22 protein-coding genes are annotated in these 25037 nt (G+C 67.3%); 20 read left to right on the top strand and 2 right to left on the bottom strand.

What is annotated here, in order from left to right; translation table 11 throughout:
• Window positions 1-61: 61 nt before the first annotated feature.
• Entirely contained in the window at window positions 62-1330 is a 1269-nt protein-coding gene (locus AC5RWT_RS12880; RefSeq protein WP_494080558.1) for a LysM peptidoglycan-binding domain-containing protein, read from the bottom strand.
• Between the two features lie 732 nt (window positions 1331-2062).
• On the opposite strand from AC5RWT_RS12880, the gene AC5RWT_RS12875 reads away from it, so the two are divergent.
• Window positions 2063-2416, top strand: a complete 354-nt coding sequence (locus tag AC5RWT_RS12875) for an Rv2175c family DNA-binding protein (protein WP_494080530.1) — start codon at window positions 2063-2065, stop codon at window positions 2414-2416.
• A gap of 82 nt (window positions 2417-2498) precedes the next feature.
• On the opposite strand, the gene AC5RWT_RS12870 is transcribed toward AC5RWT_RS12875, so the two are convergent.
• A complete protein-coding gene (locus AC5RWT_RS12870; protein WP_494080529.1) occupies window positions 2499-3599 on the bottom strand; it encodes a polyprenyl synthetase family protein in 1101 nt (366 codons plus the stop codon).
• 139 nt (window positions 3600-3738) lie between these two features.
• On the opposite strand from AC5RWT_RS12870, the gene dinB reads away from it, so the two are divergent.
• The 19 genes from dinB (at window position 3739) to AC5RWT_RS12775 (ending at window position 24826) form a co-directional block, all read left to right on the top strand.
• Window positions 3739-5016 (top strand): DNA polymerase IV, encoded by a 1278-nt coding sequence (gene dinB / locus AC5RWT_RS12865; RefSeq protein WP_494080557.1) that lies wholly within the window; start codon window positions 3739-3741, stop codon window positions 5014-5016.
• 175 nt (window positions 5017-5191) lie between these two features.
• Window positions 5192-5566 carry an SCO2097 family morphological protein gene (locus AC5RWT_RS12860; protein ID WP_494044126.1) on the top strand — a complete coding sequence of 125 codons (375 nt, stop codon included), beginning with the start codon at window positions 5192-5194 and terminating at the stop codon, window positions 5564-5566.
• Window positions 5567-5977: 411 nt separating this feature from the next.
• A complete protein-coding gene (gene mraZ / locus AC5RWT_RS12855) occupies window positions 5978-6409 on the top strand; it encodes a division/cell wall cluster transcriptional repressor MraZ (protein ID WP_494044125.1) in 432 nt (143 codons plus the stop codon).
• Window positions 6410-6618: 209 nt separating this feature from the next.
• Entirely contained in the window at window positions 6619-7608 is a 990-nt protein-coding gene (rsmH, locus tag AC5RWT_RS12850; RefSeq protein ID WP_494044124.1) for a 16S rRNA (cytosine(1402)-N(4))-methyltransferase RsmH, read from the top strand.
• On the top strand, window positions 7605-8285 hold the full coding sequence (ftsL, locus tag AC5RWT_RS12845) for a cell division protein FtsL (RefSeq protein WP_494080528.1): 681 nt from the start codon (window positions 7605-7607) through the stop codon (window positions 8283-8285). The genes rsmH and ftsL overlap by 4 nt, the downstream gene beginning before the upstream one ends.
• A gap of 27 nt (window positions 8286-8312) precedes the next feature.
• Window positions 8313-10091, top strand: coding sequence for a peptidoglycan D,D-transpeptidase FtsI family protein (locus tag AC5RWT_RS12840; RefSeq protein ID WP_494044122.1), 1779 nt, complete (start codon window positions 8313-8315; stop codon window positions 10089-10091).
• Window positions 10088-11746, top strand: coding sequence for a UDP-N-acetylmuramoyl-L-alanyl-D-glutamate--2,6-diaminopimelate ligase (locus AC5RWT_RS12835; protein ID WP_494080527.1), 1659 nt, complete (start codon window positions 10088-10090; stop codon window positions 11744-11746). Before AC5RWT_RS12840 ends, AC5RWT_RS12835 begins: the two co-directional genes overlap by 4 nt.
• A 6-nt stretch (window positions 11747-11752) precedes the next feature.
• On the top strand, window positions 11753-13276 hold the full coding sequence (locus AC5RWT_RS12830; RefSeq protein WP_494080526.1) for a UDP-N-acetylmuramoyl-tripeptide--D-alanyl-D-alanine ligase: 1524 nt from the start codon (window positions 11753-11755) through the stop codon (window positions 13274-13276).
• Window positions 13273-14385, top strand: coding sequence for a phospho-N-acetylmuramoyl-pentapeptide-transferase (gene mraY / locus AC5RWT_RS12825; RefSeq protein WP_494044119.1), 1113 nt, complete (start codon window positions 13273-13275; stop codon window positions 14383-14385). Before AC5RWT_RS12830 ends, mraY begins: the two co-directional genes overlap by 4 nt.
• Window positions 14382-15914 (top strand): UDP-N-acetylmuramoyl-L-alanine--D-glutamate ligase, encoded by a 1533-nt coding sequence (gene murD / locus AC5RWT_RS12820; protein ID WP_494080525.1) that lies wholly within the window; start codon window positions 14382-14384, stop codon window positions 15912-15914. Before mraY ends, murD begins: the two co-directional genes overlap by 4 nt.
• The gene (gene ftsW / locus AC5RWT_RS12815; protein ID WP_494044117.1) at window positions 15914-17236 is read left to right on the top strand and encodes a putative lipid II flippase FtsW; all 1323 of its coding nucleotides are present in this window, start codon (window positions 15914-15916) and stop codon (window positions 17234-17236) included. Before murD ends, ftsW begins: the two co-directional genes overlap by 1 nt.
• A gap of 43 nt (window positions 17237-17279) precedes the next feature.
• Entirely contained in the window at window positions 17280-18389 is a 1110-nt protein-coding gene (murG, locus tag AC5RWT_RS12810; RefSeq protein WP_494080524.1) for an undecaprenyldiphospho-muramoylpentapeptide beta-N-acetylglucosaminyltransferase, read from the top strand.
• Window positions 18386-19810, top strand: a complete 1425-nt coding sequence (gene murC / locus AC5RWT_RS12805; RefSeq protein ID WP_494080523.1) for a UDP-N-acetylmuramate--L-alanine ligase — start codon at window positions 18386-18388, stop codon at window positions 19808-19810. Before murG ends, murC begins: the two co-directional genes overlap by 4 nt.
• Entirely contained in the window at window positions 19807-20961 is a 1155-nt protein-coding gene (locus AC5RWT_RS12800) for a cell division protein FtsQ/DivIB (protein WP_494080522.1), read from the top strand. The genes murC and AC5RWT_RS12800 overlap by 4 nt, the downstream gene beginning before the upstream one ends.
• 224 nt (window positions 20962-21185) lie before the next feature.
• Window positions 21186-22373, top strand: a complete 1188-nt coding sequence (gene ftsZ, locus AC5RWT_RS12795; protein ID WP_494044113.1) for a cell division protein FtsZ — start codon at window positions 21186-21188, stop codon at window positions 22371-22373.
• A gap of 7 nt (window positions 22374-22380) precedes the next feature.
• The gene (locus tag AC5RWT_RS12790) at window positions 22381-23109 is read left to right on the top strand and encodes a purine nucleoside phosphorylase YfiH/LACC1 family protein (RefSeq protein ID WP_494080521.1); all 729 of its coding nucleotides are present in this window, start codon (window positions 22381-22383) and stop codon (window positions 23107-23109) included.
• Entirely contained in the window at window positions 23106-23855 is a 750-nt protein-coding gene (locus AC5RWT_RS12785) for a YggS family pyridoxal phosphate-dependent enzyme (RefSeq protein WP_494080520.1), read from the top strand. The genes AC5RWT_RS12790 and AC5RWT_RS12785 overlap by 4 nt, the downstream gene beginning before the upstream one ends.
• A gap of 95 nt (window positions 23856-23950) precedes the next feature.
• Window positions 23951-24469 (top strand): cell division protein SepF, encoded by a 519-nt coding sequence (locus AC5RWT_RS12780; protein WP_353916867.1) that lies wholly within the window; start codon window positions 23951-23953, stop codon window positions 24467-24469.
• A gap of 69 nt (window positions 24470-24538) precedes the next feature.
• A complete protein-coding gene (locus AC5RWT_RS12775; RefSeq protein WP_494044110.1) occupies window positions 24539-24826 on the top strand; it encodes a YggT family protein in 288 nt (95 codons plus the stop codon).
• The last annotated feature ends 211 nt before the right edge of the window (window positions 24827-25037 follow it).

Raw genomic sequence — 25037 nt, 5'->3', positions numbered from 1 at the left:
GAGCGAAAGGACCCGAATCAACTCCGTGGTTCGGGTCCTTTCGCGCCGAGGCCGTGACCGGCTAGAACTTCTTCATGTGCGACTTCACCGAAGCCACATAGGCCTTGGTGTCCTTGTACATGCCGTAGGTCATCACACCGTACTGGCCCTGGTAATAGGACGCGATGGCGATGTCCAGGGACGGGCTGGTGCTGACCAGGGACCGAATAATCGCCACACCGGCGGTCGCATTGTCATAGGGATCCAGCAAATTGAGCTTGCGGCCCACCAAGTCCGAGGCCCACTCGCCAGAAGACGGGATGACCTGCATAGCGCCGATGGCGTTAGCCGGCGAAACGGCGGTCTGCTGGAAGCCGGACTCCTGGTAGGCATGTGCCAGCGCGAGCTTGGGATCGACGCCCATCTTGCGGGCGGTTTCGGCGATGATGTCCTTCATCTGCGCCTGGCTGGGCTGTGGCGTGGAGAGCAGCAGCCGCTTGTTCTCGTTCGCCTTGGACACCACGGCTTCCGGGTAGGTGTAGTGCAGGAAGGTGCTCGGCACCAGCGGTGCGGCGGACGCCGTGCCGACGTTCGACGTCGTTGTTTGCGAGGCCGCCGAATTGCCCGGGACGCCGATCTTCTGGCCCGGGTAGATGATCGACGTCGACTTCAGGCCGCTGGCCTGCAGCAGGCTGGAGAGCGTCACGTTGAGCTTGCCGGCGATGCCGGAGAGGGTGTCCCCGGACTTGACGGTGTAGCTGCCGGAGCCCGTGGCGGTGTTAATCTTGGCCGGCGCCTTGGCCGAGGTTGAGGCGCTGGACACGGACCCGCCGGATACCTTGATCTTCTGGCCGGGGTGAATCACCGACGTGACCTTGAGGTTGTTGGCGGAGAGGACGGAGGCCAGGCTCATCCCGTGGCGGGCGGCGATGCCGGAGAGTGTATCGCCCGGCTTGACCGTGTAGTTGCCGCTGACGGAGGCCTTGCCGGTCTTGGCGGAAGCCTTCGCCGGGGTCTTGGCCGCGGCGCTGGATACGGAGGAAGAGCCGCCGTTGACCTTGATCTTCTGGCCGGGGTAGATGATGGAACTGATCTTGAGGTTGTTGGCCGAGAGGACGGCGCCCAGGCTCATGCCGTGCTTGGCGGCGATGCCCGAGAGGGTATCGCCGGACTTGACGGTGTAGTTACCGGAACTGGAGGCTTTGCCGACCCTGGTGGAAGCTTTAGCCGGGGTCTTGACCGAGGCGCTGGACACGGAGGACTTACCGCCGTTGACCTTGATCTTCTGGCCCGGGTAGATGACCGAACTGATCTTGAGGTTGTTGGCCGAGAGGACGGCGCCCAGGCTCATGCCGTGCTTGGCGGCAATGCCGGAGAGCGTATCGCCGGACTTCACCGTGTAGTTGCCGGCGCCGGACGTGGTCTTCGCAGCCGTGCTGCCGGAGGACTTGGCCGCGGCCGAGCCGCCCAGCTTGATCGTCTGGCCGGGATGAATGACGGTGCTGGCGCTCAAGCCGTTCAGTGAGAGCACCTTCTGGGTGGACAGGCCGTAGCGGGCAGCGATGCCGCTGACCGTCTCGCCGGCGCGCACCGTGTGGGCGGACGGGGTGGTCCGCAGCGCAGCGGGCAACTGGGCGGCGACCTGGGAGGCGGGAATGAAGGCGGCGGCCGGAACCGTGACACCCGGAATTGCTGCCTTAGGTTGCAGCGCGGCGCGGGGCGGGAGTTCAGCCGCCTGCGCAGGCATGGCCAATGCGGCGGAGGACAGCACGACGGCGGGAATCGCCGCGGTAGCTGCCGCGGACAGTAGCACCCGGCGGGGCTGGCTGCGGTCGTTGCGCGTGATCGGGCGCTGATCGGTCATTGATGTCCCTCATCCTTGTTCTGCGGCCTGGCGAGCGTCCCCCAACGGGCCGCACAGTGGTACTGGTGTGCCATTTGTTATCAATGTTAAAAGTGTGACTCAAGTGAATCTACACTATTGACGCATAACACAACAGCCGCAACTGGTGAATGAAGAATGAAGGCGGCGTGTCGGGCTTTTGAAATGGCTCCGGGTGGGTCGCCGTGGCACGCTTATACCGTGAGTGAACTTGAAGAACTGATTGCCGATTGGCTGCCGCTGCCCGACGTCGCAGAGCGGCTGGACGTCTCCGTAAAGGACGTGCGCAGCATGCTGGAGGAACGGGCCCTGCTGGCAGCGAAGGTGGGGGAGCGCCAGATCCGCTCGGTGCCGGCGGCTTTTCTGCTCGAGTCAGGCGTCCTCGAGAGCCTCAAGGGCACGCTGGCGGTCCTAGCGGATGCCGGCTTCAGCGATGAGGAAGCGTTGCGCTGGCTTTTTACCGCCGACGATTCATTGCCCGGCCGGCCCATTGACGCCCTGCGTGAAGGCCGAAAGACCGAGATCCGCCGCCGCGCCCAGGCGCTGGGCTGGTAGCCGGCCGCCTGGCCCGCCGCACTTCGTTGACCTGATTCCGGGGTCCGTCCGCGCTTGGAGGCGGGTGGACCCCGCCCTGCTTTTAAGCGCTGCGGCGCACCGCCGAGTCGGCCAGCCGACCCAGTGCGTGGCGGACCTCTTCGGTCACGGGCAGGGCGGCGAGTGCGTCATCGACCGCAGCCGTTCGTTGGGAAATCATCTGTTCGGCTGCCGCCAGGGCGCCGCTGCTGGTGATCAGCCCGCGGAGTTCTTCCACCATCGGGTCGGAAAGCTCCGGTGAGCCCAGCTTTTCCTCCAGATAGTCGCGTTCTGCCGGCGTGCAGTGGTTGAGGGTGTGGGCGATCAGGACCGTGCGCTTCCCTTCCCGCAGGTCGTCGCCGGCGGGCTTGCCGGTGGTGGCAGGATCGCCGAAGACGCCTAGGACATCGTCCCGGATTTGGAAGGCTTCTCCCAGCGGCAGCGAAAACGCTTCGTAGGCGTCGATCAGTTCGGCTGATGCGCCGGCCAGGGCGCCGCCCACGCTCAGGGGGTGGACGGTGGAGTACTTGGCCGACTTGTAGCGCAGGATCTGCAGGGCGCGGTCGACCGCGGCTTCAACCGGACGGCCCGGGCCGGCGGCTTCCTCCAGCAGGTCCAGATACTGGCCGGCCATGACCTCGGCACGCATCCGGTTGAAGATGGCGCGGGCCGGTGTCCCCGCTGCCGACTCCGCCCCGATGCCGGAAAAGACCTCCTCGCTGAGGGACAGGCAGAGATCGCCGGCCAGCAGGGCGGAGGCCTGTCCATAGCGTTCGGCGTCCAGCGACCAGCCGTTGCGGCGATGCTGCTGTTCAAACCGGCGGTGCACGCTGGGGTTTCCCCGCCGTGTATCCGAGCGGTCGATGATGTCATCGTGGATCAGCGCCGCGGCTTGGAAGAGTTCCAGCGCGACTCCGGCCTGCACGGCCGGTTCGGCCAGCACCGGCCCCCCGGCCCCGCGCCACCCCCAGTACGCCAGCAGCGCACGCAGGCGCTTGCCGCCGGCGGTGAGGTCCGCGATGGCCTCCACCAGCGGCGCCGCGTCCGGGGCCGCCTCGAGCAACAGTTCCTTCTGTTCGCCCAGGAATTGCTGCAACATGCCTGCAACGGCCTGCCGGAAGTCATCCTGCTCGGCAGGACTCGTTGTGGTCAGTGACGATTCCATGCTGCTACCTCCGGTCTGCCCGTGTATGGCGGGATTCCTCTTCGGCCGTGCGGCATGGTGCGGAGCTCCTCGCGATGGTTCTGATGTCTGCAGCCCAGTCTAGACAATCGTGTGCCACAGCCCGCGCGGCGGCGAGTGCATGGGACGACGGCTGCCAGCCTACGATTGTCCTGTGACCTCCCCGGACCAGCAGAACTGCACCATCCTCCACGTGGATATGGATGCCTTCTTTGTTGGCGTGGAACTGCTGGAGCGGCCCGAGCTTGTTGGGCTGCCGGTGATCGTGGGCTCTGCCTCCGGCCGGGCAGTGGTGCTGTCGGCTTCCTACGAGGCCCGCAAATACGGGGTTCGCTCGGCCCTGCCTATGGCGCGGGCGCGCATGCTGTGTCCACAGGCGCAGATTATCGAGCCCAGCCACACGAAGTACCAGCAGGCCTCGGCACGGATCATGGCGATCTTCCGCGAGATCACTCCGCTGGTGGAGCCGCTCAGCGTCGATGAGGCCTTCCTCGACGTGGCCGGCGCGCGACGGCGGCTGGGGGAGCCGCTGGAGATTGGGGCGCTGATCCGCCGCAGGATCTCCGCCGAGTTGGGGCTGACCGCGACGGTGGGCATCGCGGCCTCCAAGTTTGTGGCAAAGATTGCTTCCACCCACGCCAAGCCGGATGGGCTGCTGCTCGTCCCCGAGGCGGACACGCTGGCCTTCCTGCATCCCTTGCCGGTTGGCGCGTTGTGGGGCGTCGGGGCCAAGACGGGCGAGGTTCTTGCCCGCCTGGGCATCCGTACCGTGGGCGATGTGGCACAGACTCCGCAGGCCGCGCTGCACCGCGTGCTGGGTGCCACCGGCGACCACGTCCATCGGCTTGCCTGGGGCATCGACGATCGGGTGGTGACGCCCGAACGCTTTGAGAAGAGCATTGGAGCCGAGGAGACCTTCGAGAAGGACGTCGACGACGACCAGGTGCTGCGCCGCGAACTGTTGCGGCTGGCGTACCGCACGGCGGCGAGGCTGCGGGCCGGCAGCCTGCGGGCCGGAACCATCGCGCTGAAGTTGCGCTATTCCGACTTCACCACCTTGAGCCGGTCGCGGAAGCTGCAGGTGCCGTCCAACAGCGCGAAGCAGCTCCAGGCAGTAGCCGCGGCCCTCTTGGCGGATCTTGGCGAGCGTCCGCAACCGGTCCGGCTGATCGGGCTCCGGGCGGAGCAGTTGGAGGACGCCGGACGCGGCGGCCAGCAGCTCAGTTTCGACGGCCATGAGGATACCTGGCACAACGCTGAACAGGCCTTGGACGAAGTCAATCGAAAGTTCGGAGCAGCCGGGATCCTGCCGGCTTCGTTGCTCCGGCGCGGGGCCCGACGGCCCGTGCCGCCCGACCCGGGAACGGGCCAGCAGGGGCTGCCGGAGCCCGGCGAATGAAATCCTCGTGGGCGGAGTCACAGTTGGGTCACCGCAGCTTTCGATTGGCGGGTTTGCGCTCTATTCTTAGTAGAAGGGGTCAATAAGGTTCCGGTAGGTGTCAGGAACTCTTGTCCCGCGGGGTTCGTTGAACGACTGAGTCAGCCCTCGGGGGACTGGAACAAAGGAGGCTCAGATGCCACTCTCAGAGCATGAGCAGCGGCTGCTGGAACAACTCGAGCAACAGCTGCATGCTGAAGACCCGAAGTTTGCCAGCCACATGGAATCGGCCAGCGGCCGATCGTTGTCGACGCGCCACATTGTGGTGGGTTCCCTCGTCGCGATTGCCGGAATACTGGTCTTGCTCACCGGCATCCTCAGCCAGATCATCGCCGTCGGGGTCCTGGGCTTCGTGATTATGGGCGCCGGCGTTTACTGGGCCACCACGCGGCGGGCCGGGGCGGGGTCGCCGCGGTCCACCGGAAATAAGCAGGCGTCCTCGTCGAAGGGCGGCTTTATGGCCAATCTGGAAGAACGGTGGGACGAACGCCATCACGGCGAAGACCGCTGAGCAGCAGACCCCGTCGGGGACAGCCGCCAAGCTGCTCCACTTTGCTCCACTAGGCATCTGAGCGCCGCTCTGCACGAAGGTAAGGCCCGTTGTATGACGGGTCTTTTCGTGTTTAACGGGCCTTTTGGCGCCGGTTCACTCCTTTTCATCCCCACTGCGGGCCGCGCGGCCGGAACACTGCGGTGAACGAACGCGTCCGCGCCTCCGGGGCGCTCCACCCCCTCCGCATCCCCTCCACTGCGCTCCACGCCTGACTTCCTTGCGGTGGCGCGGAGGGAGTCAAACATTTCCAGCTACAAAACCGGGTCGATACAGTTGACTGTGGCTTGATGTGGAGTAAAGTGGAGGACATAAGAGGGTAGTGGTGACGCAGGGGGTCGACGGTCTCCTCCAATCGGCAAGGCGGTGGCGATGTTCCTCGGGACACATTCGCCGCGGCTGGACGAGAAGGGGCGACTGATACTTCCCGCAAAGTTCCGCGATGAACTTGCCGACGGTCTCGTCCTGACGAGGGGCCAGGAGCGTTGCATCTACGTCTTCAGCCAGAAGGAATTCGAACGGGTACACGAGGAGATGCGGAAGGCTCCGATATCTTCCCGCCAGGCCCGTGACTACATTCGCGTCTTTCTGTCCGGAGCCTCTGACGAAGTACCTGACAAGCAGGGCCGGGTCACCATCCCGTCGGCACTGCGAAGCTATGCAGGGCTGGGCAGGGAACTGGCAGTGATCGGTGCGGGTACCCGCGCGGAGATCTGGGACGCCCAGGCCTGGGACAACTACCTACTGGAGCAGGAAACCGCCTTCTCCGAAACAGACGAAGATGTATTGCCCGGAGTCTTCTGACCCGGTACCACAACACAACACTCGGCACGGACGTTCTTGGATGAGATCTCCAGCCGCCCGGCAGGTTCAACCTGGCTCACTTCCCCGGAGCCAGGCGGGGCAGGCCAGGCGCGGATGGGGATCTGGTTCAAGGACCTTCGGCCTTAAAGACTTCAGGGCCAGCCGGCCCGGCGGACGAGACAGACAGCAGCAGGAAGAGGGCATCCAGGATGAACAGCGAGCGGCCGGCAGGGGAGCGCCACGTCCCGGTGCTCCGCGACCGCTGCATCAACCTGCTCGCTCCTGCCATCGAACGCGCCATCGAGGAACGCGGCCGGGCCGTCGTAGTCGACGCCACGCTGGGCATGGGCGGACATTCGGAGGCCATGCTGCAGCGTTTCCCGCAGCTGCATCTGGTCGGCATCGACCGGGACGAGCAGGCGTTGGCCCTCGCCGGAAAACGGCTTCGGCCCTTCGCCGCGCGCACCGACCTGGTCCACGCCGTTTACGACGAGATCGCCGACGCGGTCGAGGACCTGGGCATCGGGCAGATCGACGGCGCCCTGTTCGACCTGGGCGTATCCTCGCTCCAGTTGGACGAGCGCGACCGCGGCTTTGCCTACTCCTATGACGCTCCGTTGGACATGCGGATGGACACCAGCCGGGGCATGACTGCAGCGGACGTCGTCAACACCTACTCCGAGGCGGACCTGGTGCGCATCATCCGGCGCTGGGGCGAGGAGAAGTTCGCCGGCCGCATCGCCTCCAGCATTGTTGCGGCCAGGGACGCCGCCCCGCTGACCACCACAGGTCAGCTGGTGGAAGCCATCCGCAAGGTGGTGCCGGCCGCGGCGGCCCGGACCGGCGGCCATCCGGCGAAACGCACTTTCCAGGCGCTGCGCATCGAAGTCAATGAGGAGCTGGACGTGCTCGAGCGGGCGTTGCCCGCCGCCATCGACGTGCTGGCCCTCGGCGGGCGGATCGTCGTGATGTCCTACCACTCGCTGGAGGACAAGATCACCAAATCGGTGTTCGGCCGGCTCGCGAAGTCCTCCGCGCCGCGTGGATTCCCCGTCGAACTGGAAGAACACAAACCGCAGCTGAAGACCTTGACCAAGGGCACGGAAGTGCCCACGGCAGCAGAAATTGAAGAAAACCCGCGCGCGGCGTCCGCCAAGCTGCGGGCGGTAGAACGGATCCGGAACAGGAGTGCACAATGAGTGCCAGTGCCCATGCAGCCCGTCCCGACCAGCAGCAGTACGTGCACGGCAGTGCCGCTCCGGCCGGCCGACCCGGCGCTTCGCCCAGGCAAGCCCCCCGCCGTACCCCTCTGTCAGTCGTCCCCAACAGTCCGGCCCGCAAGCGCGTGCCGTTCGCCCTGTTCTGCTTCACCGTCCTGGTGCTGGCCCTCGGCAGCGTGCTGGTGCTGAACATCTCGGTCTCCAGCGGGCAGTACAAACTGGTGGAGCTGCGCAACGAGCAGGTGTCGCTGGCCCAAGCGAACGAAAAACTGACACAACAGCTGGAAAACAACCAGGCTCCGCAGAATCTGGCCGCGAAGGCGGCAGACTTGGGGATGGTAACGTCGCCGTCGGCCGGCTCCATCGATCTGGGCAGCCAGAAAGTTTCCGGAAAGCCGAAGGCGGCTGAACCGGGCGCAGCGCCGGAGCTGTTGGTGGCGCAACCGGAAAACCCCGGCCACCAGCCGGCGGCAAAGGCCAAGACGGAGAAGAAGAGCGGCGCCGCCGCAGCCGCTGAGCCGGCTGCCAAGTCTGCGGCCGCGGCCGAGGCTGCGGGCGAGGATAAAGCGGCGCAGAAGAAAGCGGCACAGAAGGACGACCAGCAGCAGCTCAACGGCGGCAGCATCCCGGCGCCGAAGCAACAGACAGGGCAGTAACTGTCCGGCAACGCAAACGAGGTACCTGTGGCAGCACCAACGGCCAAGCACCAGCAGCCCGACCGAACGGCGAGGGCCACCCGGCGGCTCCGGGCCGGACTCGCCATAGTGCTGGTCCTGTTGGTGATCCTTGGGGCCCGTTTGTTCCAGCTGCAGGGATTGGACACGGCCGGCATGGCCCAGGCTGCCGTGGACAAACGCCTTCGCACCGTGGACCTGCCGGCGCTGCGCGGTGAAATCGTCGATGCCAACAACAAGGTGCTGGCCCGCAGCGTCCAGCGGTTCGACATCGTGGTGGACCAGCGGCTGGTGGAGGATTTCACCAGGTTCGATCCGATCAGCCAGGAAGCCGAAGACATCAAGATCGCCGACGCCATCGCGGAGCTGGCCGGGATCCTGGGCCAGAATGCGAAGACCGTCACCAAAGCCGTCACCGGCGACAAGCCCTTCAGTTATGTGGCCAAATCCGTCACCCCGGAAGTCCAGCAGAAGATCGAAGACCTGGCGTTCCCCGGGCTGTCCGCCCGTGAGACCACCGTCCGCAACTACCCGGCCGGCGCCGTGGCCGGTTCCGTGGTCGGGTTCCTGCGCTCGGACGGCGTGCCGCTCGAAGGCATCGAGGCGTCCCAGAACGACGTACTTTCCGGGACGCCCGGTTCCAGGACCTACGAAATCGGCGCCGATGGCATCCGCATTCCGGTGGGCACCAATGAAGAAGTCCCCTCCGTCGACGGCCGGAGTGTCCGCCTGACCCTGAACACCGATATCCAGTGGTACGCCCAGGAAGTCATCGCCGAGACCGTCAAGGACTACGGCGCCGACTACGGCACCGTCGTCGTCCTCAATGCCAAGACCGGCGATCTGATTGCGCTGGCGGACTCCACCACGGTGGATCCCAATGACCCCGGCGCCACTCCCGACGGCGACCGGCAGTCGATGGCGGTGACCCGCGCCTTCGAGCCCGGCTCGACGACCAAGATGATCACCATGGCGGCGGCGATCGAAGAGGGAATCACCACCCCAGCGTCGCGGTACACCATCCCGCCCAAGTACACGGTCAACGGCCAGACCTTCCAGGACGCAACCCCGCACGGCACGCTGACCCGCACCACGGCCGGCATCTTTGCCCAGTCGCTGAATACCGGGACCACCATGATCAGCCAACAGCTGACCAGGCAGCAGCGCTACGACTACCTGCGGAAGTTCGGCATCGGCCAAAGCTTCGACATCGGCATCAACGGCGCCACCGCCGGCTTGCTGGCACCTCCCGACACCTGGGACGGGCGTCAGGAATTCACCGTCATGTTCGGCCAGGGCCTCGCGCAGACCGCGCTGCACACGGCCGTTGCGTTCGGCACCATCGCCAACAACGGGGTGCTAATGCAGCCGCGGCTCATCGACGCCTACATCGACCCGGACGGCACCGAGCATGAGGTGCCGGTCAAGAAGGGCAGCCGGGCCGTCTCCAAGAAGACCGCCAACCAAGTGCAGGACATGCTGGAGACCAACCCGAAGTATCACAGCGGCAAGGCCGGTAATATTGAGGACTACCGGATCGGGGTCAAGACCGGAACCGCGGAAGCACCCTCCGCCACCGGGGGGTTCAGCGGCTACACCATCTCGATGGCCGGCATCGCTCCGATGGAGGATCCGGAGTTCGTCGTCGTTGCGACCATTCAGCGGCCGCAGGGCGGCGTGCTGACGCTGACCGCCGGTCCGACATTTAAGAAGGTCATGACGCAGGTCCTCAATGCCTACAACGTGCCGCCGTCCACCAGCAAACGGGTCGACCTGCCGCTGGAATGAGCCAACCTGGAGAATATGTGAGTTCCACCGCCGACCAGCCCCACCGGTCCGCCTCGCCCCTGCGGCCCCAAACGGTCAGGCCGGTCCGTCTGGCGGAGCTGCGCAGCATGCTGCAGCACCGCGGCCTGCCGGTACCGGAAGGCGGCCCGGCCACGGACGAGCTGGCCTTCACCGGCATCACCATCGATTCGCGCTCCGTGGAGCCGGGGGACCTGTACATCGGCCTGCCCGGGGCCCGTCGGCACGGCGCCGGCTTCGCCGCCCAGGCGGAGGCGGCCGGGGCGGCGGCCATCTTGACCGACGACGACGGTGCCCGGCTGGCCGCCGCCGATGCCCCGGGACTGCCGGTGCTGCGTTCCGCCGACCTGCGTGCCCTCGTGGGACCCTTGGCAGCGACCATTTACCGCAGCCAGCCCGAGGTCGGCGCGGCACCCACGCTTTTCGGCGTGACCGGGACCAACGGCAAGACCACCACCACCTACTTCATCAATTCCCTGCTGGCGGCGCTGGGACTGGGCAGCGGACTGATCGGCACCATCGAGATCAAGGCAGGCTCCGAAGCGATTCCCAGCGCCTTGACCACGCCGGAATCGCCCGAAGTGCACGGGCTGTTGGCCCTGATGCGCGAACGGGGACTGGACGCCGCCGCGATGGAAGTCTCCTCGCACGCCATTTCCTACCGGCGCGTGGACGCTGTCCGGTTCGACGTGGCCGGCTTCACCAACCTCACCCAGGACCATCTGGACCTGCACGGCAGCATGGACGAGTACTTCGACACCAAGGCCCGCCTGTTCGCTCCGGAACGGGCCCGCCGCGCGGTGGTCTGCGTTGACGACGACTGGGGCCGCCGGCTCGCCGAACGGGCGCGGGCCGGCGGAGTCGACGTGGCAACGCTGGCCACCGACGGCGGCAGTGCCGACTGGAACGTGCGCAGCGTGGTCCGCGAAGGCCTGGGGCACCGGTTCGAGCTGCACGGCCCCGCCGGTGAGGTGCTGCGCCTGCACACCGGGTTGCCGGGCACGTTCAACATTTCCAACGCCTCGCTGGCCGTGGTGATGGTGCTGGCGTCCGGAACCGATCCCTCGCGGTTGCAGGAGGCGTTGGACAGCGCGGACCCGCTCACCGTGGAGGTGCCCGGGCGGATGCAGCTGATCAGTGAGAACCCGGCCGCCATTGTCGACTTCGCGCACAATCCCGACGCGCTGGAAAGGACTCTGGCCTCGGTGCGGCGTCCCGAACCGGGCGCCCGGGTGATTGTGGTGTTCGGCGCCACCGGAGAGCGCGACCAGACCAAGCGCCCGCTGATGGGGGCCATTGCCGCCCGGCTGGCCGACGTCGTCGTGATCAGCGACGACGACCCACACGGCGAAGACGCGGCACAGATTCGAGCCGATGTGTTGGCCGGCGCCCGAGCCGCTGCCGACAAGGAACAGTTGTCGGCCCAAATCGTCGAGGTTTTCCCGCGCGCGGAGGCCATCGAGCGTGCCGTAGCCATGGCTGAGCCGTCGGACACGGTGCTGGTTGCCGGCCGCGGACACGAGGTCTGGCAGGAGGTCAACGGGGAAAACCTTGCCCTCGATGACCGGGTGGAACTGCGCGCGGCGCTGCACCGGCACGGATTCGGACTGCTCTCCCCGAAGGCGGTAGAGTCCTAGATCGTCATGATTGAACTTACTGCAGCCGAAATTGCGGCGATAACGGGCGGACGGGTCATTGGGGAGCCGGTCGACGGCACGGGGGAGACCGCCGACATCACCGTGAGTTCCGCCACCACAGATTCCCGCGAGATCGAACCCGGCGGCCTCTTCGTGGCCAAGCCCGGCGAGACCGCGGACGGCCACTTCTACGTTGCCACGGCGTTCGAGGCCGGCGCCGTGCTCGCCTTGACCGAACGCGAAGTTTCCGATCCCTCGGGCCGGGTCTTGCCGCAGGTCATCGTGGCCGACGCCGTGCTGGCCATGGGTGCCATCGCTGCAGCCATCGTGGCCCGCCTGCGTGCCGCCTCGGGGCTCGAGGTCGTGGGCATAACCGGCAGCGCCGGCAAAACCACCACCAAGGACCTGCTGGCCAGCATCTTGGGCCAGGTGGCGCCGACCGTGGCGCCGATCGGCTCCTACAACGGCGAGGTCGGCGTTCCGCTGACGGTCTTCGCCGCCGGTTTCGACACCCGCTACCTGGTGGTGGAAATGGGAGCCACAGGTATTGGCCACATCGCGTACCTTGCGGACATGGTCAAGCCGGACATCGGCGTGGTGCTGGGAGTCGGCAGCGCCCACGCCGGGGAATTCGGCGGAGTGGAAAACATTGCCATCGCCAAGGGCGAGCTGGCCGAGGCGCTGCCCGCCGACGGAACAGCCGTGCTCAACGCCGACGATCCCCGGGTCAAGGCGATGGCCGCCCGCACCGGCGCCCACGTGCTCTACTTCAGCTCCGACGACGGTTTCAGCCTTCCCGCCGGCAGCACCGCACAGCTGCTGCGGGCCCGCGGAGCCGGCATCAACGAGGCCGGCCACCCCGAATTCACGCTGTGCTTCCCGGACGGCAGCGAGCACCCGGTCACGTCCGGTCTGATCGGCATCCACCACATGGCCAACCTGCTGGCTGCCGCCGGCGCCGCCTGGGCTCTGGGCGTACCCCCGGAAACCATCGCCGCGGGCCTGAGCGGGCGCGGCCCGGCCAGCCGCTGGCGGATGGAACGGACCGAGCGGCCGGACGGCGTGACGGTGATCAACGATGCCTACAACGCCAACCCGGAATCCATGCGGGCGGCGCTGCGCACGCTGGCCGAACTGGGCCGCGGCCGCCGCACCTGGGCCGTGCTGGGCGAGATGCTGGAATTGGGCGATGACACCGTTCACGAACACGACGCGATCGGCCGGACCGTGGTCCGGCTCAACATATCGCGCCTGATCGTGGTCGGCGCCGGCGCCAGGGCAATGCACACCGGAGCCGTGATGGAAGGCTCGTGGGGCGATGAATCGATGTGGGTCGCCACCCCGGACGAGGCCCACCGCGTGCTCGAAGAGCAGCTGGAACCGGGCGATCTGGTGCTGTTTAAGTCCTCCAACGGCGCCGGACTGCGGTTCCTGGGCGACCGGGTAGCATTAGGAAGCCCGCCGTCGGACGATCCCGCGGCGGCTGCAGTGCGCGGATCCCAAACCCCAGAGGAAGGTCAGGCGCAGTGATAGCCCTGCTGATCGGTTCTGCCCTGGCGCTGGTCCTGTCCCTGCTCGGGACGCCCCTGTTCATCAAGCTGCTGGTGAAGAAAGGCTACGGCCAGTTCATCCGCGACGACGGCCCGACGGCGCACCACACCAAGCGCGGAACGCCCACCATGGGCGGCGTGGTCATTGTGGCCACCGTGGTTTTGGCTTATTTCGCCACCCACCTGGGCATGTGGATGATCAATGGGGGCGCGCACCAGGGACCCACCGCCTCCGGCGGCGTGCTGCTGCTGCTGATGGCCGGCATGGGCCTGGTGGGTTTCCTGGACGACTTCATCAAGATCACCAAGCAACGCAGCCTCGGACTCCGGGCCTGGGCGAAGATCGTGCTCCAGGGCATTGTTGGCATCCTTTTTGCCCTGCTGGCCCTGAACTTTCCGGACAACCTGGGCCGCACGCCGGCGTCGCTGAACATCTCCTTCACCCGAGACATTCCCTGGCTGGACCTTGCCTTTGGCGGCACGGTCCTCGGTACCATCCTGTTCATCATCTGGTCCAACATCATTGTCACCGCCGCCACTAATGGCGTGAACCTGACCGACGGGCTGGACGGGCTCGCGGCGGGCGCATCCGTGATGGTCTGCGGGGCCTACATGCTGATGGGCATCTGGCAGTTCAACCAGAGCTGTGGATCCGTCAAAGTGCCCGGTGAGGCCTGCTATGAAGTACGCGACCCGCTTGACCTGGCGTTGCTCGCCGGTGCGCTGGCCGGTGCGCTGATCGGATTCCTGTGGTGGAACACCTCGCCCGCCAAGATCTTCATGGGCGACACCGGGTCGCTGGCCATCGGCGGCGCCATTGCCGGGTTCGCCATCCTGTCCCGCAGCGAGCTGCTGCTGGTGGTCATGGCCGGGCTGTTCGTCATCATCTCGCTCTCCGTGATCATCCAGGTGGCCTTCTTCAAGCTCAGCGGCGGCAAACGGGTCTTCAAGATGGCCCCGCTGCAGCACCACTTCGAGCTCAAGGGCTGGGCCGAAGTCACCGTCGTGGTGCGCTTCTGGATCATCGCCGGGCTCTGCGTGGCGGCCGCGCTGGGAATCTTCTACGCAGAATGGGTCTTGGGTTCATGAATCGTCTTGACGCGCTGACATCCTGGGATGCCGACTGGGCCGGACTGCGCGTGGTGGTCGCCGGCATCGGACTGTCGGGGTTCTCCGCTGCCGACACGCTGATCGAACTGGGCGCCGCCGTGGTCGTCGTCGACGGCCGCGACACGGAGGAAAACCGGGCCAAGGCCGACACCTTGAAGATCGTCGGCGCCCGGGAAGTCCTGCTCGGTGCCGAGCATGGCCACGCATTGCCCGACATCGGCGGGGAACCGGCCGAACTGGTGGTCACGTCGCCGGGCTGGAGCCCGAAGACTCCGCTGCTGGCCGCCGCCGCGGCCGCGGGCATCCCCATCTGGGGCGATGTGGAACTGGCCTGGCGGGTGCGCGAACGCGCCGGGCGGCGCACGGCCGACTGGCTGGCCATCACCGGCACCAATGGCAAGACCACCACGGTGGGAATGGCCGAATCCATGCTGCAGGCGGCCGGGCTGCGCGCCATCGCTGCCGGCAACGTGGGCACGCCCATCCTGGACGCCGTGCGCGATCCGATCGGGTACGACGTGATCGCCGTTGAACTCTCCAGCTTCCAGCTGCACTGGACCCACACCATGTCCCCGCTGGCCTCCGTGGTGCTCAACGTGGCGGAAGACCACGTGGACTGGCACGGCTCCTACGCCGCGTACCTGGCCGACAAGGCCAAGATCTACGAGCGGACCAAGATCGCGTGCGTCTACAACGCGGAGCAGCGCGAGACCGAGGAGATGGTCGAAGCGGCCGACGTTGTCGAAGGCTGCCGGGCAATCGGTTTCACCACCGGCATGCCGGCCGTGAGCATGGTCGGCGTGGTGGAGCGCCTGCTGGTGGACCGGGCCTACATCCAGGAGCGCCGCGACTCGGCGGCCGAATTGGCCAGCCTGGCCGATCTGGGCGAGCTGGCGCCGCGGCATCAGGTCGCCAACGCACTGGCTGCGGCCGCCCTGGTCCGGGCCTACGGCGTGGAGCCGGCCGCGGTGCGCGAAGGACTGCGGCGCTTTGATCCGGGATCCCACCGGATCCAGAAGGTCCTGGAGCAGGCCGGGGTGCTCTGGATCAACGACTCCAAGGCCACCAATCCGCACGCCGCCTCGGCCTCGCTGGCGTCCTTTTCCTCGGTGGTGTGGATCGCCGGCGGACTGTCCAAGGGCGTCAACTATGACGAATTGATCGCGGACCACGCACGCAGGCTGAAAGCGGTGGTGCTGATCGGCACCGACAACTCCGCGCTGCTGGCCTCGTTACAACGACACGCACCGGATGTCCCCGTCATCGACGTGCCGCCGGAGGAAACTGAAGACAGGATCCCGACGTCGGGCGTCCCCACCGGCGAGAGGGTGATGGCGGCAGCCGTAGAGGCTGCAGCCGGCATAGCCGCCGACGGGGACACCGTCCTGATGGCCCCGGCTGCCGCCTCGATGGACCAATTCACGTCCTACGCGCACCGCGGCAATGCGTTCATGGAAGCCGTCCGCCGGTTCGGGGAAGGGCAGGCACCGTCGACCAAGGAGCAGTAATGGCCACCAGCGGCACCCGCAGCGGAAGCCGGACGTCCGCACCCGCCGTCGAGCGCGCATCCGGCACCGCCGGGACGAAGGCTGCCCCGGCGGCCAAGCTCCGACTGCTCCGCGAACGCGGCACCGTCTTGCTGGACCGGATCCAGGGCACGGGAACGCAGTCCAGCGGCGCCAGCTATTACCTGATCCTCGGCTCAGCCCTCGCCCTGACAGCCATCGGCCTGCTGATGGTGCTCTCGTCGTCTGCGGTCGAATCCATCGCCGACGACAATTCGCCGTTCAGCCTGTTTATGCGGCAGGCGATCTTCGCCGGCCTCGGCGTCACGGCAATGCTGATCCTCTCCCGATGGAGGCCGGCCACCTATCGCAAGCTGGCCTGGCCGGCCCTCGCGCTGTCGGTGTTCCTGCTGCTCTTGGTGTTCACGCCGCTGGGCGAGTCCGTCGGCGGCAACCGCAACTGGATCACCTTGCCCGGCGGGACGTCGCTGCAGCCCTCGGAAGTCGCCAAGCTGGGCATGTGCCTCTGGATGGCGGCCGTTCTGGCTGCCAAGGAGCGGCTGCTGGGCAATTGGAAGCATTTGGTGGTTCCGGTGGTGGTGCCCGGCGCCATCCTGATTGTCGGACCGGTGCTGGCCGGCAACGACCTGGGCACCGCGATGATCCTGATGCTCATTATTGCCGGCGGATTGTTTTTTGCCGGCGCGCCGTTGAAGCTGTTTGGCATCGCCGGTCTGGGCGCTGCAGCGCTGGTGCTGCTGCTGGTGGTGGTCAGCCCCAACCGGATGGGCCGCATCCTGATGTGGACCGACCAGGGCTGTGAAACCACCACTGGGCTCAACATGCAGTCCTGCAACGGGCTCTTCGCTCTGGCCTCCGGAGGCTGGTGGGGTGTGGGCCTGGGCCAAAGCCGGCAGAAGTACAACTGGATTCCGGAAGCCCACAACGACTACATCTTCGCCATCATCGGCGAAGAACTGGGGCTGCTCGGCACCATGGTCATCCTGGCCCTGTTTGGCATCCTGGCCATCGCGCTGGTGCGCACGGTGATGCGCCAGGAGTCCCTGTTCGTGCGGATCTTCGCCGGATCCATCATGGTCTGGATTATCGGCCAGGCCTTCGTGAATATTGCGGTGGTCACCGGCCTGCTGCCGGTGATCGGCGTGCCGCTGCCGTTCATCTCCTACGGCGGTTCGGCCCTGACCGTGACCCTGGCAGCCGTCGGTGTACTCTTGTCCTTTGCCCGGACCGGCGCAGCCGGCCGGAAGAAGCCCGGAGCACTGATCAGCCGGCTGCGGCAGCACACGTCCGCCGGCACCCGCTGAACCTATCCACCAGAAGCCGAGCAGAAGGTATTCCAGCCACACCATGAACACTTCCGAGCCCTCTGTGGTCCTGGCCGGCGGCGGCACTGCGGGGCACGTCAGTCCGCTGCTGGCCATCGCTGGGGCCGTGGTCGAGGCGGTCCCCGCGGCCCGCATCCTCGCCGTCGGCACCGCCGCCGGCATGGAGACCCGCCTGGTGCCCGCGGCCGGCTACCGACTGGCCACCATCGGGCGCGTGCCGCTGCCGCGCCGGCCCTCGCTTGACCTGCTGAAGCTGCCGTTCAAATTCGCCGCGGCAGTGCGCCAGGCCGCCGGAATTATCGATGCTGCGAAGGCCGACGTCGTGGTGGGCGTGGGCGGGTACGTCAGCACGCCCATGTACATTGCGGCCAAGCTGCGCCGGGTGCCGATCGTGATCCATGAAGCCAACGCCAGGCCCGGCCTGGCCAACCGGGTGGGGGCCCGGCTGGCCGAGCGGGTGGCGGTAGCGTTCAAGGACACCAAGCTGCCCGGAGCCCGCTGGGTCGGCATGCCGATGCGGCGGGAAATCGCCACCTTGGACCGCCAAGCCTCCCGCAGCGACGCCCGCCGGAGGCTGGGGTTGGCGCCGGACGAGCCGACGCTGATCGTCACCGGCGGCTCATCGGGTGCCCTGAGCATCAACCGGTCCATCGCCGCTGCGCTGCCGGAACTCGCCGCAGCCGGAATCCAGGTGCTGCACATCACCGGCCGGAACAAGGCGCTGCGGGATGCCCAGGGACAGCTGCTCACTTCTCCCGGCTACCACCAGGTGGAGTATGTGGACGGCATGCAGGATGTCTACGCCGCGGCCGACCTGCTGTTGGCCCGCGCCGGTGCCGCTACGGTGTGCGAAGTTGCCGCCGTCGGCCTGCCGTCGGTGCTGGTGCCGCTGCCGCACGGCAACGGCGAACAGGCCCTGAACGCCGCCTCCCTCGTGGAGGCAGGCGGGGCCGTGCTGGTCCGGGACGGGGACTTCGGCGCGGCCTGGGTGACGGACGAGCTGGTGCCGCTGTTGAAGAATCCGGCACGGCTGCAGCAGATGTCGGCCGCGGCGCACGGCCTGGGGATCCGTGACGCGGACGCGCGAATGGCACAATTAGTGCTCGAGGCAATGGGGGAGGAGCACCGTTGAAAGCCACTGATTTCCACACCACGGCCCGGCTGCCGTTCGGCGAACTCGGCGCGGTGCACTTCATCGGACTCGGCGGCGCCGGCATGTCCGCCATCGCCCGGATCCTGCTGGCCCGCGGCGTCCCGGTATCCGGTTCGGATGCGCGCGACTCGGCCGTCCTCCGGCAGCTGGAGGCGCTCGGCGCCACGGTCTTCGTCGGCCATGAGGCGGGACACATCCGCGGCGCGGACACGGTGGTGGTCTCCACCGCCATCCGGCCGGAGAACCCCGAACTGCAGGCCGCCGTTGCCGCGGGCCTGAACATTGTGCACCGTTCGGTGGCGCTCTCCGCCGCCATGGAGGGGAAGCGGCTCATCGCCGTCGGCGGCACCCACGGCAAGACCACCACCACGGCCATGGCCACGGTGATGCTGCAGGCCGCCGGGCGCGAGCCGTCGTTCGCCATCGGCGGCGATGTGGCGGCGCTCGGTGTCAACGCGGCGCACGGGGAAGGCGACCTGTTTGTCGCCGAAGCGGACGAATCCGACGCCTCGTTCCTCAACTACCGGCCGCAGGTCATCGTCGTGACCAATGTGGAGGCCGACCACCTGGACCACTACGGGTCTGCCGAAGCCGTCTACGCCTCCTTCGACCAGTTCACGGCGCTGCTTCCCGACGACGGCACGTTGGTGGTCTGCCTCGACGACGACGGCGCGCGCGCCTTGGCGGAGCGGGTGGCCGCGTCCGGCGCGCCGTGCCGGGTGCTCGGCTACGGCTACGCGGCAGAAGCCGAGCTGCGCATCGTTGCCAGCGAGTTCGCCGGCTCCGGCAGCGCCAGCCGGATCGATTACCCGGGCGGCACCTGCACGTTGCGGCTCCAAGTACCCGGCGAGCACAACATCCGCAATGCCGCTGCGGCCCTCGCCGTCGCCATCACGCAGGGCATCGATCCCGCCACCGCGGCCGAGGGGCTGGCCGGCTTCACCGGGGCCGCCCGGCGGTTCGAGGCCAAGGGCGCGGCGGCCGGGGTCCGCGTGTTCGATGATTACGCGCACCATCCCACCGAGGTGCACGCGGCCCTGACCGCCGCGCGTAAAGTCGCGGCCGGACATGCGGTGCATGTGCTCTTCCAACCGCACCTGTTTTCGCGGACCCGGGAGTTCGCCGCGGAATTTGCCCAGGCGCTGCAGTTAGCCGATTCGGCCGCCATCCTGGACATCTATCCGGCGCGCGAAGATCCGATCCCGGGCGTCACCAGCGAGCTGATCACCACCAGGTTGCCGTCCGGCAGCTATGCACCGGACCCGGCCCGCGCCGTGGCAGACATCGTCGCCCGCTCACAGCCCGGCGACATCGTGCTGACCGTCGGCGCCGGCGATGTGACCCAGTACGGACCCGTCCTGGTCGAGGCCTTGGAGCAGGCCTCCACCGCCGTGCAATGAGTCCGCGCAAGCCGCGCCCTCCCGCGGCGCGCCCGGCCGCCCCGGCTGCCTCGGCCGGACGGCCGGACGGCGCGGCGCCAGCACCGGAAGCCGCGGAGCGGCAGCGCGGACCCGAAAGCTCGACGGCGGTCGGCGCGGGTTCCGGGGTACGGCTCACCTCCGGAAAAGTGACGGCGCTGCCCCGGCCGGCATCCGGCCAGGCTGCTACGTCCGCGGAAGCTCCCACGTCGCCCCGGTCACCCAGGCCTGCTGCCGCCCCTCGTCCGTCCGGGCACGGCAGCGGGGCACCGGCGTCGGCCGCAGGAAAATCCGCCGCGGGAATTTTCGCAGCCGCATCCACGCCCCGGCGCGGCGCGGCGGCGGGCCTGGTGGCGCGCTGGCGCCGCCAAGGGCCCGAGCCGTCCCACCCGTCATGGGCCGGGGGAGACGACACTACGGTGGTCAGTTTCCCCGAACCGGCCCGGCGCAAGACCCGGCGCCGGCTGCTGATCGCGGCGGGCACCGTCGTCGTGCTCCTTGCCGTCTTGATGTCTGTCATCTTCCTGTCGCCGGCGCTGGCCGTGAAAACCATCACCGTCGAGGGCGCCAAACTGACGGACTCCGCCACGCTGAGTGAGGCGTTGGAGCCGTTGAAGGGAACCCCGCTGGCGCGGGTCGGCGAAGGGGAAGTGGCCGCCCAGGTGGGCCACTTTCCGGCGGTCGAATCCGTGGAAGTCGTCGCCAAGCCGCCCGCCGAGCTGCATGTGCGGATCATCGAGCGCACCCCTGTAGCCGTGTTGAAGGACGGCAAGAAATTCGTGCTAATCGACGAATCCGGGAAGGCGCTGGCCTCGGTCCGCAAGCGCAGCGAGGCCAAACTGCCGTTGATCGACGGCGCCAAGGCGGCCGAGGATCCCGACGTTTTCGCGTCGATCACCGGCGTGCTCGGCGCCCTGCAGCCGGAGGTGCTGAAACAGCTCGACCACGCCTCGGCCCGGTCGGTGGACTCGGTGGAACTCCAGCTGACCAACGGCCAGAAGGTGCTGTGGGGCAACGCGGGGCAGCAGGAACTCAAAGCCACCGTGCTGCAGGCGCTGCTGCAGGCGAAGGGCGTGAAGGGCAAAGCCAGCGTCATCGATGTGAGCACGCCCACGCGGCCGGTGACCCGGTGAGGCCCGGGGAGCGCGGCAGCGAAATGCAACAGCGCCGATCGCGCGACACGCGGAGTCGGGTCATTGTGCCGGCCCGGCCTTCCGTCTAGCGTCTCGGATAGGAACTACTTGACATAACTCTAACCTTCAAGTTGAGGGTTAAGGTTAGGTGAAACTGCCGGACCGGGGACCCGCCCGCTTCGGCAGAACAGACAGTGCACAGACTCGAGCAAGGGACACAGGACGTGGCAGCACCGCAGAATTACTTGGCCGTCATCAAAGTCGTCGGCATCGGCGGCGGTGGCGTGAATGCCGTCAACCGGATGATCGAGGTGGGGCTCCGCGGCGTGGAGTTCATCGCGATCAATACCGATGCTCAGGCACTGTTGATGAGCGACGCGGACGTCAAGCTCGACGTCGGACGTGAGCTCACCCGCGGGCTGGGCGCCGGAGCCGACCCGGAGGTGGGCCGCAAGGCCGCCGACGACCATGCCGAAGAGATCGAGGAAGTCCTGCGGGGGGCGGACATGGTCTTCGTGACGGCCGGCGAAGGCGGCGGTACCGGTACCGGCGGCGCGCCGGTGGTGGCCCGGATCGCCCGTTCGCTCGGCGCGCTGACCATCGGCGTCGTCACCCGTCCGTTCACGTTCGAGGGCCGCCGCCGCTCGAACCAGGCCGAAACCGGCATCGAAACGCTGCGCGACGAAGTGGACACGCTGATCGTGATCCCGAACGACCGCCTGCTGTCCATCAGCGACCGCAACGTCTCCATGCTGGATGCCTTCCGGTCCGCCGACCAGGTGCTGCTCTCCGGCGTCCAGGGCATTACCGACCTGATCACCACGCCCGGCCTGATCAACCTCGACTTCGCCGACGTCAAGTCCGTGATGCAGGGTGCCGGTTCGGCGCTGATGGGCATCGGCTCCGCGCGCGGCGAGGACCGTGCCGTCAAGGCCGCCGAGCTGGCCATCGCGTCTCCGCTCCTGGAAGCTTCCATCGATGGCGCGCACGGTGTGCTGCTCTCGATCCAGGGCGGCTCGGATCTTGGCCTGTTCGAAATCAACGAGGCCGCACGGCTGGTGCAGGAAGTCGCGCACCCCGAGGCGAACATCATCTTCGGCGCGGTCATTGACGATGCCCTCGGCGACGAAGCCCGGGTCACCGTCATCGCCGCCGGTTTCGATCAGGTGGACGTCACCTCCGCCCCGGCGCAGAAGCCGGCCGTGGCCCCGGCCGGCGCGCCCGCCGTGCCGGCCGCGCAGCCTTCGGTGCCGGTGTCCGAACCCTCGGAGCGCAGCTTCACGGGTGCCGTGCCGCAGGTGCAGCACATCCACGCCGATGCCGGTTTCGATATGGACCTGCCCGCCATCGTCGAGCCGGACCTGAGCGCAGGCCGCGTCGACGACCTGGACGTTCCGGATTTCCTCAAGTAACCAGCCCTTGACTGGCCCGGCAATGTTCTGGTGGAAGCAACGGATCCATCCCGATGTGTGGATTGGTTTCACGGACCGGTCGGCCGGCAATCTTGGCCTGCATGTCGGGGACGACGCCGACACCGTGCTCCGGCGCCGCGCGTCGCTGGAAGATGCCATGCCCGTGCCGGCCGGTTCGTTGCGGTTCATGAACCAGGTGCATTCGGCCGAGGCCGCGGTGGTGGCGGTCGACGGCCCGGCTTCGACACCGGCGGCCGTGACGGCCGATGCGATGGTGAGCCCCGACGGCGCGGTGCCGCTGGCCGTGATGGTTGCGGACTGCCTGCCGGTGGTGCTGGTGGGGACACGGCCCGACGGCGGTGCCGCCACCGCGGTGGCGCATGCCGGACGCCGCGGACTGCTGGACGGCGTGCTGGCCAACGCCGTGGCCGGGCTTCGGGATGCGGGCGCCGGCGGGCTGCAGGCGTGGATCGGTCCGTCCATCTGCGGAGCGTGCTATGAGGTCCCTGAGCAGATGCAGGCCGACGCCGTAGCCCGGATTCCCGAGCTGGCATCGCGGACCGCGTGGGGCACGCCGGCACTCGATCTTGCCGCCGGTGCCACCGCAGAGCTGGTCGGGCTCGGCGTGGAGGCGCACCGGGTGCACGGCTGCACCCGGGAGGAAAGCCGGTTGTACTCCTACCGGCAGGATCATCACACCGGCCGGTTCGCCGGCTTGGTCTGGAAGGACGCATGAGCACCAACTCTCGGAAGGCCGAGCTTTCGGCGAATCTGGAACGCGTTCGGGAGCGAATCACCCGGGCCGCCGCCGGGCGTCCGGCGGAGCCGGAACTGATTGTGGTGACAAAGTTCTTCCCGGCGTCCGACGTAGCGCTGCTGCATGACCTGGGCGTGACGGACGTCGGCGAGAACCGGGATCAGGAAGCCGCCGCGAAGGCCGCGGAGCTGGCCGGCCGCGGGCTGCGCTGGCATTTCATCGGGCAACTACAGACGAACAAGGCCAAGTCGGTGGTCCAATACGCCGATCTGCTGCATTCGGTGGACCGGCCGCAACTGATCCGCGCGCTGGGCAAAGCCATGGCGGCCGAGCAGGAGCGGCGGCAGGCGGCCGGCCTCGAACCCCGGGCGGCTCTCGGCTGCCTGATCCAAGTGGACCTTGACGAGTCGGACCTGCCGAGGGCAGCCGGAACAGCGGCCCGCGGCGGCGCCCGCCCCGGGGAAATCCGGGCGCTGGCCGATGCCCTCCAGGAGGCTGAGGGATTGACTCCGGCCGGGCTGATGGCGGTAGCTCCGTTGGGCGCGGACCCGGCCCGGGCCTTCGGCCGGTTGGCTGAGCTCTCCCATCAGCTGCAGGAAGAACACCCCGGGGCCGGCATGGTCTCGGCTGGGATGAGCCAGGATCTTGAAGCAGCGGTCGCAGCGGGCGCGACACACCTCCGTGTCGGATCCGATGTCCTCGGACCGCGACCGGCCGTGCGGTAGCGTTTTGGCTAGGCAGGCTCTTTGCCGGCACCCATGTTCGTGACCGGGGGCCGTGCAAGGCATGCAGCAGCGCTGAAGACAGGATGGGAGCTACCATGGCAGGCACACTGCGCAAGACAATGATTTATCTTGGGCTCGCCGATGGTGACGAGCACTACGAACCCGAGCAGGCGGATACCGCCGCTCGAGATGAGGAGCAGCCCGTGGACCAGCCCCGACAGGAGCGCCGCGCGGAGCCTGCAGCGGCACCGGTCAAGCCGGCTGCCGAGGAATACCGGGCACCGGTGACGCCGATCAAGCGCGCACCGTCCGCCCGCGAGGACGCCACCGTGCTGCACCAGATCACCACAGTGCACCCGCGCTCCTACAACGACGCCAAGATTATTGGTGAGAGCTTCCGCGACGGCATTCCGGTGATCATGAACGTCACGGACATGGGCGAAGCGGAAGCCAAGCGCCTGGTCGATTTCTCTGCCGGCCTGGTCTTCGGCCTGCACGGTAGCATTGAACGGGTTACCAATAAGGTTTTCCTGCTCTCGCCGTCAAGCGTGGAAGTGCTGGGAGAGGACCGCAAGTCCAGCGACCAGCAGGCCAGTTTCTTTAACCAGAGCTAGCCTGCCGCACTTTCCGGGAGGCGTGCCGCCCGTCAAAATCCTTCTAGCGCTAGGAATCGTGGAACAGGCGTGTCCATCATTTTCGTCCTGCTGTACCTGATCTTGATGTTGTTCCAGCTGGGCTTGATCGTGCGCATCGTTTTTGAAGTCGTGCAAGCCTTCGCCCGGCGCTGGCGGCCGCGAGGTATCGCCTTGGTCGCGGCTTCCGTCATTTACACCGTGACCGACCCGCCGCTGAAGGGCCTGCGCAGGATCATCCCGCCGCTGCGGATTGGCGGATTCGCGCTTGACCTTGCCTTCCTGGTGCTGTTCCTTGCCGTGACGATCGCCATGGCGATTGTGGCGGGTTTGGCCTGACCGAGGGCGCGTTAGTGTTCGTCTCCGAAACGATATATTCTGATTCAGATATAGCTGGCGAATGTCCTTGCACGGGGAATATTCGCTACCGTTGTTATGAATCCAGCACGTTGCATTCATGACCCACGAACCAGTATGAGGTGACCAGATGGCTTTGACGCCAGAAGACGTTGTCAACAAGAGGTTCCAGCCGACTAAGTTCCGCGAAGGC

The organism is Arthrobacter sp. Dra40 (assembly GCF_059091905.1).
Note: the sequence above shows the minus strand (reverse complement) of the source record. Positions and strands in the feature narration are given on the sequence as shown.